Origin of the sequence: Paracoccus sp. PAR01 (genome assembly GCF_014851995.1) — a bacterium.
GTDB classification, from domain to species: Bacteria; Pseudomonadota; Alphaproteobacteria; order Rhodobacterales; family Rhodobacteraceae; genus Paracoccus; species Paracoccus litorisediminis.
The window spans coordinates 1-11,606 of record NZ_JACVAW010000044.1 but is presented as its reverse complement, the minus strand read 5'-3'; the positions used below and the strand labels follow the sequence as shown (position 1 = coordinate 11,606).

The window sequence follows — 11,606 nt, the reverse complement described above, 5'->3', positions numbered from 1 at the left end:
GCGTCAATCCCCACGCATGGCTGACAGCCACGCTCACCGCCATCGTCAAAGGCCACAGACAGAGCAAGATCCAAGACCTGCTCCCGTGGAATTACGCAGTCACCGTGTGATCGGGACACCGCTTACGGTTGAGCGACTGCTTCGACGCATGCGGCGGTGCGGCATTCGTCACCGGCGATCGGCGGCTAAGGGCCGAGATGACGGCCGTCGTTTCGGCCGCACGGTTAGACCACGGCGCGACGGTAAAGATGCCATGTCGCGTGACCTAGTATAGGCAGCACGACGATCAGCCCCACGAAGAGCGGTATCATCCCCAGAACCAGCGACATGGTGACAATCAACCCCCAAAGCGCCGTCGTCCCAGGATTGCGGCGCGCGACGGCGAGCGAGGTCATCAGCGCCACTGGCACGCCCACAGGGCGGTCGATCAGCATCGGGAATGACACCAGGCTCACGCAGAGCACGATGGCGGCGAACAGAAAGCCTGTACCGCAGCCGATCACGATCATCATCCAGCCGGCGCTGGTGGTGAAGGTTGCGCGCAGAAAAGCCAGAAGGCTGTCATAGGGCTCGGGTCCGAGGGTGGCGGCCCAGATCCCATGGGCGGCGAAAAGCCAGAGCGCGAAAATCACCGCAAGAAGGCAGCCCAGCGACAGCACCGGGCCGAGCACCCGGCCCGTTAGCGTGGCCAGCGCGGCGGTCCAACTGGCATCCTCGCCCTGCTCGCGCCGCCGGCTCATCTCATAGAGGCCAATCGCCGCGACCGGCCCCACCAGCGGAAAGCCCGCCGCCAGCGGAAAGAGCAGATGCACCTGCCCCGCATTCAGCGCCCAAGCGGCAAGGACGAAGCCGATCACCGGATAGAGCGCTACCGCGAAGATGACGTCAGTACGCAGTGCGGCAAAATCCTCGACGCCCTTGCGGAGCGCCGTCCGGATATCGCCGACGCCTATCTTGTTGACCTCCGGCAGGGTCATGTCGTGGCTGCCGATCCCGTCCACCACCGCTCCGACGCTGCGACTAACATCGGCCAACCTTTGCGCGCTCCAGCTCAGCGGATTTCCAATCGTCTCCCGGTGCATGACTGCGTCCTCCCTTCCTGGAGGGCCCGGTATCGGGCGAGGCGTCAGCCGGAGACTCCGGCGCCGCCCGCGAAACTGCCGGGCCGAACCGTCCTCTGGCGACAGTTTAGCAGAGGCAGAGTTGGGTTGCACTCTCGGAAGAGAGGGGCAGTTGGGTCCGAACCCTCCCTATCTGGGTGGCTAGACGCACGCCTCAGGCGATTTCACTCGTTCTCTGGCTGAAATATCTCTTCGATCGAAAGCGCGAAGATACGCGCGATGCGGAATGCAAGTCGAAGGCTGGGGTCGTAGCGCCCCCGTTCGAGGGCGTTCACTGTCTGTCGCGAGACTTTCAGAAAGGCCGCTAGGTCCGCTTGTGACCATCCTTTTTGCTGGCGAAGCTCCTGAACTCGGTTGTTCACTTGAAGCGATACCGCGCGATCATCACTCCGATGAACCAGAGCGAGCCCATTAGACCCCAGACTGAGAACATCGAGATTTTCGGGAAACCTACGCCTTCGAGAAAGCCGTAACTGAAGGTAATCAAGGCCGTGCCGGCAAAAGCCATGGCGAGTGCCTCGAACTGAAGCTTGCGGTGCATCTCGTCCAAGTGCCGAATGCTGCGGACAACCACCCCGCATATGAACGCGGCCGGTAGCATCGGGCTAAGCGCAATTAGGGCACGGGCCAATTGGGTGCCGGTGTCATCAGCGAGGAGGTGTTGAGAAACAACCAGCGTTGCGCCGTAGGCACCCAATCCAGCCAAGAAAAGCAAAAGTCCACGCATCATCACTCCCGACCATGTCAAGTATGCTTTACTTTTCCATGATGAGGGTGCGGATTGTCAAGTATGCTTTACATTTAATCATTCGTCCCATTTGCCCCAGCTTCGCTGCCAGTTCATCAAGTATATGGCTTCGCGCTGTCTGAGCGGCTGCTTCTGCGAAAGCGGCGGTGCGGCATTCGTCATGGTCGAGCGGCGGTAATGGGCCGCGCCTTTCCCAAGGGGGAGGAGAGTCCGCGTCAGTCAAGCCTGCCTTTTTCACCCTGCAGCATCTTTCTCGGAGCCCGAAGCGCCACTCGGGACACGCGCAGTGGATTCCGTTTTGGACGGAGTTCGTCGGGCCCTCATGCCACTCGCGACGCTCACCAATTAAGATGATCCGGAACAGCGGTGCGCAGCGTAAGCATCGGCTAGTTTGGTGCTGCGACGAGCAGTTGGGCGTATATCTGTCTAGACCTTACAACTCGAATGCGACAGATCTCGCCAGCTCGCCCTTCGGGACGCCACGGATATGCCCGTACCAAACCCGCATCACACCACTACAACATGTCGCTGATACGTCGCGCAGCAGTTTGAGCCGAATATAGAAGGGCGGCCTCGTAGTCCCGCGAAACATCTGCGAAAAAGGGAATGCTGAGGGCTGCTGTGACCTGCCCCTGCCGGTTCTTGATGGGTGCCGCGTAGGCGCGAACGGACAGGTCGAACTCTCCGGGATCGTTCGACCAGCCTTGCTGGCGTATTTTCTCAAGTTCCGCGAGAAGCTCCTGCGGATCGCTGAGCGTGCGCTCGGTATAGATCGGAAGTTTGCTGTCCAGGACGCGGTCGATCTCGTCCTTCGATGAATGGGCAAGAAGCACTTTGCTGCCCGCACCCGCGTGAATCGGAAGATGCTCCCCAAGCTGCGCCTGCAATGCGCGGGCCTTCCGGCCCAAGCTGATGGCAACAACCACGACCTGCCCACGGTCGTTGACAGACACTTTCACCGTTTCTCCGAGCGTCCGGCTTACCTCGTCGATAACCGGCTGAGCGGCGGTCGCGACCCGTGACCCCAAGGCTCCAACCGTCACGGAATCAGCCAGACTCAGCAGCCTGCTGCCGAGGACAAAATGGGCATTGTCGAGCTGTCGCAGCATGTCATGCGCCAAGAGAGAATTCAGGATCCGATAGGCGGTCGAACGCGTGACGCCAGCGGCCTCGGCGACCTTCCCAAGGGGCAAGCCATTGGGCTGACGTTCTATTTCCGTCAGGATCGCCATCATTTTTTCAATGGCCGGGTTGCGGTTCGCAGACAATTCACTCTCGTCGGGCATGGCCTTGACAGCTCGCAGATGTTGATTTTATAAGTTTATCATGTGAACTCTATAGTGTCAAATATGAAACTAAAGAGTTACACAGCGAGGGAGGATACGGGCCGGTCCACAGGGACTGACGCGTAACCAGAGGGCCGCTGTCGGGGAGGGCCGCGTCGTGACGAAAGAGAATTTGGCCGCGGGCTTGCCCGACGGCTTTACCGCGCCACCGCTGCCGCGCCGGGCAAAAAAACACCGGCCAGATTGGCTCGTTGCCTACCTGTTTCTTGCTCCGGCTGCGGCGGTCTTTGCGACTTTCGTGGCCTATCCGATGGTGGATGGCGTCTCGACTGCCTTCTCGAACCAGATGGTCGGACAGGGTGGCGCATATGTTGGGCTCGCGAACTTCAAGAAGCTCTTCGCGGACCCGCACTACATCCGGGCGGCGTGGAATTCGCTTGTGCTGACTCTCGGAGTCGTCGCGGTCAAGCTGGTGCTGGGGCTCGGCTGCGCCGTCGCGCTGTCACAGCCCATGCCGATGCGCGGCCTGATACGCGCACTTGCCTTTCTGCCTTGGGCGGTCCCGGGTCTTATCGCGGGCCTGTCGTGGAAATGGATTTTCGACGAACAGGCCGGCGTCCTTTCCTATCTTGCAATGTCCCTGAACCTGTCGGACCGGCCGATCTACTGGCTGTCGGACCCGAGTTGGGGTCTGTGGTCCATCGGCATCGCGATGATCTGGCACGGCTTGCCCTTCTTCACGATGATGTTTCTGGCCGCGCTCAGTTCGATCCCATCCGATCTGAACGAGGCCGCGGCCATCGACGGGGCAAAGCCGATCCGGCGGTTCTTTTCCGTCACGTTGCCGCAGATGAAGGAAGTGATCTTCGTCACCGTGATGCTGTCGACCATCTGGACGTTCAACTCGTTTCACATGGTCCATGTCCTGACCGGAGGTGGCCCGGCCATGCGCACCCATATCCTGCCGACGCTCGCGTATCACTACGGCATTGCGCAAAGCAATCTCGGCCTGGGCTCCGCTGTGCTGGTCTCGGTCATCCCGGTCTTTCTGATCCTCATCGTGCTGCTGACCCGCCGCATGTTGAAGGACGAGACCTGAGAAAGGGGCGCAAAAAATGGTCCGTTCGAAATCGGAAAAGACGGCGCGCAGAATCTTTACGGCGCTTGGCGTAGGCTTCTCGGTGATCTGGGCCTTGGCACCGATCTATTGGGTGGTCGTCACCTCGCTCAAGACCTCGCGCGAGATCTATGCCTATCCGCCAACACTTTATCCCCACAAGCTGACATGGTCGAACTTCGAAGCCAGCATCTGGGGCTCGCAATTCATCCGCTATGTCTGGAACTCGGCACAGGTCGCGGTGGCGGTCACGATCATCTCGGCGGTGGTAGGTGCGCTCGCGGCCTATCCCGTGGCGCGGATGCGGTTCAAGGGCAAGGCGATTGCCGCGCGAACCATCGTCACGGCCTATCTGCTGCCCCCGTCCCTGTTGTTCATCCCGCTGTTTCTGGTCCTGCAATCCATGGGGCTGATGAACACCAAGACCGGGCTCGTCGTGGCCTATCTGACCTTCACCGTTCCCTTCTGCACTTGGATGCTGATCGGCTACTTCCGCACCATTCCCGCCGAATTGGATGAGGCGGCACGGATGGATGGCGCAAGCCGCATCCAGATGCTGCTGAAGGTAATCCTACCGATCGCGACGCCGGGCTTCGCAGTGGTGGCGCTGTTTGCCTTCACCCATGCCTGGAACGAGTTCCTTTACGCACTGGTCTTCGTCCATTCGAACGATACCAAGACATTCACTGCCGGTCTGAACGGTCTGATCATGGGCGACACGTTCATCTGGGGCCAACTCATGGCCAGTTCGGTCATCGCCATCATTCCCATACTTGTCATCTACATCGTCGCGCAGCGGTACATCGTGGAGGGCTTGGCCGCAGGCAGCGTCAAGGGGTGATCCCCTAGAATTCAATGGTTTGGAGGAGGAAAACTACATGAAGAAGCTTATGGCCTCATTGACGACTTCGGTCGCGCTCTTGCTGCCGGCGATGTCGCATGCGCAGGACCTGACGATCTGGGCAATCCAGGCGTTCAATCAGCAGGCCGATGACCTGATCACCCAGATGGCTGAAGAATTCGGGCATGAGCGTGGCATCTCGGTCGAATACAGCATCGTTCCCGCCAATGTGCTGAACGAACGTCTGGCCGCCGCCATTCAGGGCGATGCAATGCCTGATGTCTTTATGAATGTCGGTCAGCAGGTGCAATATTTCGCCAAGCTGGGCGTGACCCAGCCACTCGACGATCTTCTGTCCGAGATGCGCGCGGTCGATGGCGGCATCTATGAAAGCACCGTGCCTTCGGTCATGCGTGACGGCAAGGCGATGGCGCTGCCGCTTGAGGTTGACGTCGTGCCGATGTTTGCACGCAAGGATCTGCTTGAGGAGGCCGGGCTTGGCCTGCCCAAGACGCTCGACGAATTGCGCAGTGCCTCGCAGGCGATCCTGGCCAAGAACCCGGCGATCACAGCCTTTGGGCTTCCGACCAGCGAGGCCAATGATGCCGAGACCATGGCCCGCATGGTTGTCTGGTCGTTTGGCGGCCAGATGTTCGACGAGACCGGGACCAAGGTGACGTGGAATTCGCCCGAGACGGTCGCGGCCTATAAATATATCGCCGACATGTTCGCCGAAGGCACGATCCCGCGCTCGACCCTGACCTGGGACGATGCGGGCAACAATACCGCCTATCAGACCGGGCGTGCCGCCTTCATCATGAACCCGCCCAGCGTCTACAGCTGGCTCAAGGAGAACGATCAGGATCTGCTGGCCGACACCGCCCTGATCCCGATCCCGGTGGGACCTGGCGATAAGGGCCGCTCGGCCACGCTGCTGTCGACCTTCTCGTGGATGGTCAGCAACAAGTCCGATCGTCAGGACGACGCGAAGGCATGGCTGCGCTATTTCTTCGCGCCCGATCATTACCAGAAGATCATCGAAACCGTCGGCGGACGTTGGATTCCGATCTATCCCAGCATGACGAAATCGATGCCGCTCTTCGCCGAGAACCCCGATTTCGCCAATTTCGACGAAATGGCGCGCAATGGGGTTGTGGACGGCTTCTCAGGTCCTCCCACCGCTTGGGCCGCGACGGTCAGCACTTCCAAGGTCGTGACCCAGTCGATCCAGCGCGTGCTGGTCGATGGCGAGACGCCTGAAGATGCCGTGGCCTGGGCCGCCGCCAAGATCGACGAACTCAAGGTCGAATGAGCTTTTGAACTCCCGGTCGACACCGGCCGGGAGCCCCCGCAGGCGATACCCAGAAAAACTCTCTCAGGATTCAGACCGTGACCCACACCCCTGACATCAAACGCCCCCCTCGCGCACTTTGCGAGGCGCTTGCCAAGGTGGGCAGCGCAACCGCCGCTGGCGAGTTGAACCAGATGGGCCTGCGCGACACCTTCATTCGCGGGCCGATACCCCACACCCGCGGGCGCTCAATCGCGGGCCCGGCGCTGACGCTGCAATTCATGCCCAAGCGCGAGGACATTTACGGGGCCAATGAATATGACGATCCCGAGGCGCAGCTTCACCGTCATGCGCTCTACCACACGCAGGAAGGTGACGTCATCGTCGTCGATGCGCGCGGCGACATGACGAGCGGGATCTTCGGCTCAATGATGCTGAGCTATTTTGCGGGCAAGGGCGGCAAAGGCGTCATCATCGACGGCTGCATCCGCGACTCGGCGCAATGCCTCGATCTCGACCTTGGTTACTGGATCAAGGGCGTCACGCCGAATTACCACACCCAAACCAATATTATTCCCTTCGCCGTCAATGTCCCGATCGCCTGCGGCGAGGCACTGGTCTATCCCGGCGACATCATCATCGCCGATGACGATGGCGCGGTGGTCGTTCCCGCCGCCATGGCCCAGGAGCTGCTGGAGCGCGCGACCCATCATGTCGAATGGGAAGAATTCACCCGCATAAAGCTGCTCGAGGGTGCGGACCTACGCAAATATTACCCTCTCCGCGACGACGCGCGCGGCGAATATGAAGCCTGGCGCGCCGCGCAGGCAAGCCACGGCTGAGCGGGGGGTATGTCATGGCAGATGTCCGTCTGAGCCAGATCCGCAAGACCTTCGGCGGCCATCAGGTCATCAAAGGGATCGATCTCGATATCAAGAGCGGCGAGTTCATCGTCTTTGTCGGCCCCTCGGGTTGTGGCAAATCCACGCTTCTGCGGCTGATTGCGGGACTTGAGGAAATCTCGGCCGGCACGCTGGATATCGGCGGGATGCGCGCGAACGAGGTGCCCCCGGATGCGCGCGGGATTGCGATGGTGTTCCAGTCCTATGCGCTTTACCCGCATATGACCGTCCGCGACAACATGGCCTTTGGCCTGAAGCTCGCCAAGATTCCTACGGCCGAGCGGGACGCCAAGGTTCGCAAGGCGGCGGCAATGCTGCAGCTGACCGATTATCTGGATCGGCTGCCCAAGCAACTGTCCGGCGGTCAGCGCCAGCGCGTCGCCATCGGCCGCGCCATCACCCGCGATCCCGATGTTTTCCTGTTCGACGAGCCGCTGTCAAACCTCGACGCCGCCCTGCGGGTCGCGACCCGGATCGAGATCGCAAATCTCAAGGATGCGATGCCCGGCACGACGATGATTTATGTGACGCATGATCAGACCGAGGCGATGACGCTGGCCGATCGTATCGTCGTGCTGAATGCCGGTCAGATCGAACAGGTTGGCAGCCCGATGGAGCTTTACCATCGCCCCTCCAATGTGTTCGTCGCGCAGTTCATCGGCTCGCCCGCGATGAACGTGATCGCGGTCGAAAGCTCGGGTGATCGCATTCGTTTTCCGGGAGGCGGGGAAAGCGATCTGCCGGGTCACGCGCGCATCTCGGGCGAAAGGCTGCAGTTCGGCATCCGCCCCGAGCATCTGCGCGAAGTGCCACAAACCGAGGCCGCCTTCAGCGGCACCGTCACCAATGTCGAGCGTCTGGGCGAGCAGGCCATCGTTCATGTCGAGATCGGAAGTGGTGCCATGCTGGTCGCCAAGATCGACAACGACACCCCGGCGCGCAAAGGTTCCGTAATCCATTTGGCCTATGATCCCGCGCGCGCGCATTTCTTCGATGCTCAGGACAAGGCCATTCAGGCCACCTGACATCTGCATATACGGAGACATCATGATTCAGATCGCCGAATTCATCGCGCCGACGCCCAATAAAATCTGGCGTCTCGCGCAGCAGGCGGGCGTCAACCTCGCCGTGGGTGGCCTTCCCCCCGAGGATCTTATCCATGCGGGCGAGACCTCTTGCGACCTCGGTCCGCTGACCCGCGTCAAACAGCGCTACAACGATGCGGGCTTCGACCTGCGGGTGATCGAATCCCGCCCGCCGCTGAACAAGGCCAAGCGTGGCCTGCCCGGCCGGGATGAACAGATCGACGAGGTCTGCAAGCTGCTGGTCAATATGGGCAAGCTGGGCATCCCGATCTGGTGCTACGAATGGATGGCGGACTTCAATTGGCTGCGCACCGATTTTGCCCGTCCAAGTCGCGGAGGCTCGGTGGTCACCGCCTTTGATCTGGCGCAGGTTCGCGAGGATCTGACCGATCAACCACCGATCAGCGAAGAGGCACTGTGGGAAAACCTTGAATATTTCCTGCGTCGCGTGATGCCAGTGGCGGAAAAGGCCGGGGTTACTCTGTCGATGCATCCCGACGACCCGCCGACTTCGCCGATCCGTGGCGTCGGACGGATCATGCGGACGGTCCCGAATTTCGAGCGTTTGCTGGAGATCATCCCGTCCGAGCGTAACACCATCACCATGTGTCAGGGCAATTTCACCCTGATGACGGATGACCTTCCGGCGACCATCCGCAAATTCGGCAAGAAGATCAGCTTCGTTCATTTCCGCGATGTCGAGGGCGTGCCGACCAAATTCCACGAGACATGGCACGATGCGGGCAAGACCGACATGGTCGCCTGCATGCAGGCCTATCGTGATATCTGTTTCGACGGCGTGTTGCGCCCCGATCATGTTCCGACGGTCGAAGGCGACAGCAATGACGATGCCGGCTACTCGGCCTTTGGTCGCCTCTATGCCATCGGCTATATCCGGGGCATGCAGGAAGTGGTCTATCGCGACTGATCGACCAAGACCGGGGAGGGTCCAGAATGCGCGAAACTCAGGGGCTGGTCGTTCTGGTCACCGGCGCGGGTGGCAATCTTGGTGCGAAGGCGATCAAGGCGCTGCTTGCGACCGATTGGTGCAGCCGGATCGTTGGGCTTTATTGGCCTGCGCTGCCTGCGGACCTTCCCAGCAATGCCAAGCTTGAGCCCGTCATCGCGGATCTGACCCGCGCTGATGGGCCATGGCGGAAGCATATGCGGGGCGTCGATTGCGTCCTGCATTTTGCCGCCGTCAATCCCTTTCCTGACGCAAGCTGGCAAGAGGCAACCGCCTCTTTCGACATCACCGTCAATCTAGGGCTTTGCGCCGCAGCCGAGGGCGTCTCGCGCTTCGTCTTCGGCTCGTCGAACCATGTCATGGGCGGCTACAAAGATGGCGTTCTGGCTGCGGCGCTGCTGCCCGGAGGACTCTATGACCACCTTCCTCCGGCCCCCGGAACGCATTGGCATGATGGTCAGAAGCTCATGGATTCGACGATCTATGCGACATCGAAGCTGATGGGCGAACGCTTCCTGAGGGGGCTGGCCGCCGGATCTGGCGGGCGATTGTCCAGCGTCTCGCTGCGTATCGGATGGATACTGCCGGGAGAAAACGACCCGCGCGATATTAGCGCCACAGGCTCGCATGGAAGCGGTAGCACGACGCATTTTCATGCCGGACCGGATGAGGCACGAAACCTGAGCTGGTTTCGCGGCATGTGGCTCTCGAACGAGGATTTCCAGCATCTGATTTTGGCGGCAATAAGCGCGGATGCGGAATCTTGGCCGCAGCCCGGCATTGTGGTGAATGGCGTTTCGGCAAATACTGGGATGGATTGGTCGCTGACGGGCGGGGCGGAACGGATCGGCTACCATCCGCAGGATAACCTGTTCGCGCGTCTCATGCCAGCCGACTAGGCCGAGACCTGACCAATGCACCACGCACGGTGGATCTCGTGCCTCCCGTTGGATTTTTGCGGGCATCCGAAATGGCTTATTCCGCCCTGCAGGACAGCATCACAGGGGTGGATCTGATCAATGTACTGCACCTGCGAACGTTAGGTTCTTCCGCTTCGCTGCCGCCGAATCGGGGATTCTGCTGCATCGTGCCTGAGCGGCGGCATCGGCGATAGCCGCGGTGCAGCATTCGACATGGCCGACCGGCGGCAATGGGCCGCTTTCCCTGTGGGTGCAGAACCCTAGTGAATGCTCTCCCTCAGCTAGATTGCGTTTTAGCGTTGCTCTGGCTGCGAGGCACCACTCTCGCGCCACTGCGTGAGGTCGTAGATAGTCGAGGCACGGGCCGGGCCCTGTTCAGAAGGCGCGCCGCAGATGAACGACGAGGGAAGACACAATCCGCCGTGGCCTGAGGGGTGGCTCCTCGCGAGCTATAGGTACGCCGGGCCCGCGAGTTGCGAGACGTCTCAGCAGGCCGCAGTATAAGTCTGGCCCGCCGAATTACGATAGCGGCACATTTTGGTCGTGGGTTGGTTCGCCCCGACCTGGGCGCCGACCGCAGCACCCGCCAGCGTGGCGGCCGTTTTGCCGCTGCCCGAGCCAATCTGGTTGCCGACAGCTGCCCCTACCAGTGCCCCGGATGCCGCATTGACGCCCTGATTGTCCGAACATCCCGACAAGCCGCCAAGGCTTGTCAGAATGACGGCTGCGGCCCCTACCAGTTTCATCATGGTTTAGTCTCCTGCTGCTTATGAAGGTCCAGAACCGAGAGAGTTACAGGCAAGCTGACACTGAGCCCCCTCGCAGGGCCTCTGGCCGCCCTGCAAAACCTAACGGAATCATCAAACCTTCATGCCCGCCGACAGGTTCCCTGGCAGGTCGAACTCTTATGCGAGGGGCTCGGATCAGCGTGTCAAGATGTCAAAGGTAGCGCAGACAAGCCGCGCCAACCTGGCGGGCAGGATGCCCGGCGCGGAGGCAGCTCGACTCGAGGCAATGCCGCGAGCTCAACGAAAACAAACCGCCCTGCAGTGTAGCGTTGCAGCGACGGGTTTGATGCGGATATGGAGTTACCCCCTCAGGCTGGACCACGGGACTTCATCGAACTAAGCCGCCTTCTGAGCGATTAGCGTTTCGAATTCCTCGGGTGGGCAGTAGCCGAGGGCTGAATGCAGTCTTCTGGTATTGTAGACCTGCTCGATGAAGACCGGCAACCGGCGGGCGACATCGGCGAAAGTTTCGTATCCGGCGAGATAGACCTCCTCGACCTTCAGGGTCTTCATGAAACTCTCGGCCTGGGCATTGTGATA

14 protein-coding genes are annotated in these 11,606 nt (G+C 60.7%); 8 read left to right on the top strand and 6 right to left on the bottom strand.

Going from position 1 to position 11,606, the window contains the following annotated elements; translation table 11 throughout:
• A partial coding sequence (locus tag IB235_RS24025) for a transposase domain-containing protein (RefSeq protein WP_192338877.1) occupies positions 1-110 on the top strand: 110 nt, incomplete at its 5' end.
• A gap of 114 nt (positions 111-224) precedes the next feature.
• Here the strand turns inward: IB235_RS24025 and IB235_RS24020 are convergent.
• From IB235_RS24020 to IB235_RS24005, 4 genes are all read right to left on the bottom strand, one after another.
• On the bottom strand, positions 225-1,082 hold the full coding sequence (locus tag IB235_RS24020) for a DUF2189 domain-containing protein (RefSeq protein ID WP_192338876.1): 858 nt from the start codon (positions 1,080-1,082) through the stop codon (positions 225-227).
• A 203-nt stretch (positions 1,083-1,285) separates the two neighbouring features.
• Positions 1,286-1,483, bottom strand: coding sequence for a helix-turn-helix transcriptional regulator (locus IB235_RS24015; RefSeq protein ID WP_192338875.1), 198 nt, complete (start codon positions 1,481-1,483; stop codon positions 1,286-1,288).
• The gene (locus tag IB235_RS24010; protein ID WP_192338874.1) at positions 1,480-1,848 is read right to left on the bottom strand and encodes a hypothetical protein; all 369 of its coding nucleotides are present in this window, start codon (positions 1,846-1,848) and stop codon (positions 1,480-1,482) included. Before IB235_RS24010 ends, IB235_RS24015 begins: the two co-directional genes overlap by 4 nt.
• A 536-nt stretch (positions 1,849-2,384) precedes the next feature.
• A complete protein-coding gene (locus IB235_RS24005; RefSeq protein WP_192338873.1) occupies positions 2,385-3,155 on the bottom strand; it encodes an IclR family transcriptional regulator in 771 nt (256 codons plus the stop codon).
• Positions 3,156-3,312: 157 nt separating this feature from the next.
• Here IB235_RS24005 and IB235_RS24000 point away from each other — a divergent pair, with 157 nt between their 5' ends.
• The 7 genes from IB235_RS24000 to IB235_RS23970 all read left to right on the top strand — a co-directional run bounded on the left by IB235_RS24000 (position 3,313) and on the right by IB235_RS23970 (position 10,257).
• A complete protein-coding gene (locus IB235_RS24000; protein ID WP_192338872.1) occupies positions 3,313-4,254 on the top strand; it encodes a carbohydrate ABC transporter permease in 942 nt (313 codons plus the stop codon).
• Positions 4,255-4,270: 16 nt separating this feature from the next.
• Positions 4,271-5,113, top strand: coding sequence for a carbohydrate ABC transporter permease (locus tag IB235_RS23995; RefSeq protein ID WP_192338871.1), 843 nt, complete (start codon positions 4,271-4,273; stop codon positions 5,111-5,113).
• Between the two features lie 37 nt (positions 5,114-5,150).
• A complete protein-coding gene (locus tag IB235_RS23990; protein WP_192338870.1) occupies positions 5,151-6,425 on the top strand; it encodes a sugar ABC transporter substrate-binding protein in 1,275 nt (424 codons plus the stop codon).
• 77 nt (positions 6,426-6,502) lie between these two features.
• Positions 6,503-7,246, top strand: a complete 744-nt coding sequence (locus tag IB235_RS23985) for a ribonuclease activity regulator RraA (protein ID WP_192338869.1) — start codon at positions 6,503-6,505, stop codon at positions 7,244-7,246.
• Positions 7,247-7,260: 14 nt separating this feature from the next.
• The gene (locus tag IB235_RS23980; protein ID WP_192338868.1) at positions 7,261-8,331 is read left to right on the top strand and encodes an ABC transporter ATP-binding protein; all 1,071 of its coding nucleotides are present in this window, start codon (positions 7,261-7,263) and stop codon (positions 8,329-8,331) included.
• Between the two features lie 22 nt (positions 8,332-8,353).
• Positions 8,354-9,319, top strand: coding sequence for a mannonate dehydratase (locus IB235_RS23975; protein ID WP_192338867.1), 966 nt, complete (start codon positions 8,354-8,356; stop codon positions 9,317-9,319).
• 26 nt (positions 9,320-9,345) lie between these two features.
• On the top strand, positions 9,346-10,257 hold the full coding sequence (locus IB235_RS23970; RefSeq protein WP_192338866.1) for an NAD(P)-dependent oxidoreductase: 912 nt from the start codon (positions 9,346-9,348) through the stop codon (positions 10,255-10,257).
• Between the two features lie 506 nt (positions 10,258-10,763).
• Here the strand turns inward: IB235_RS23970 and IB235_RS23965 are convergent.
• Together IB235_RS23965 and IB235_RS23960 are read right to left on the bottom strand one after the other, a co-directional pair.
• Positions 10,764-11,027, bottom strand: a complete 264-nt coding sequence (locus tag IB235_RS23965; protein WP_192338865.1) for a glycine zipper 2TM domain-containing protein — start codon at positions 11,025-11,027, stop codon at positions 10,764-10,766.
• 375 nt (positions 11,028-11,402) lie between these two features.
• On the bottom strand, positions 11,403-11,606 hold a 204-nt coding region (locus IB235_RS23960; protein WP_192338864.1), incomplete at its 5' end, for an integrase core domain-containing protein.

Bases quoted from the DNA above. Each gene is read 5' to 3' on its own strand.
- IB235_RS24020 (WP_192338876.1), bottom strand. From the start codon at position 1,082: ATGCACCGGGAGACGATTGGAAATCCGCTGAGCTGGAGCGCGCAAAGG.
- IB235_RS24010 (WP_192338874.1), bottom strand. From the start codon at position 1,848: ATGCGTGGACTTTTGCTTTTCTTGGCTGGATTGGGTGCCTACGGCGCA.
- IB235_RS24005 (WP_192338873.1), bottom strand. From the start codon at position 3,155: ATGCCCGACGAGAGTGAATTGTCTGCGAACCGCAACCCGGCCATTGAA.
- IB235_RS23995 (WP_192338871.1), top strand. From the start codon at position 4,271: ATGGTCCGTTCGAAATCGGAAAAGACGGCGCGCAGAATCTTTACGGCG.
- IB235_RS23990 (WP_192338870.1), top strand. From the start codon at position 5,151: ATGAAGAAGCTTATGGCCTCATTGACGACTTCGGTCGCGCTCTTGCTG.
- IB235_RS23980 (WP_192338868.1), top strand. From the start codon at position 7,261: ATGGCAGATGTCCGTCTGAGCCAGATCCGCAAGACCTTCGGCGGCCAT.
- IB235_RS23975 (WP_192338867.1), top strand. From the start codon at position 8,354: ATGATTCAGATCGCCGAATTCATCGCGCCGACGCCCAATAAAATCTGG.
- IB235_RS23970 (WP_192338866.1), top strand. From the start codon at position 9,346: ATGCGCGAAACTCAGGGGCTGGTCGTTCTGGTCACCGGCGCGGGTGGC.
- IB235_RS23965 (WP_192338865.1), bottom strand. From the start codon at position 11,027: ATGATGAAACTGGTAGGGGCCGCAGCCGTCATTCTGACAAGCCTTGGC.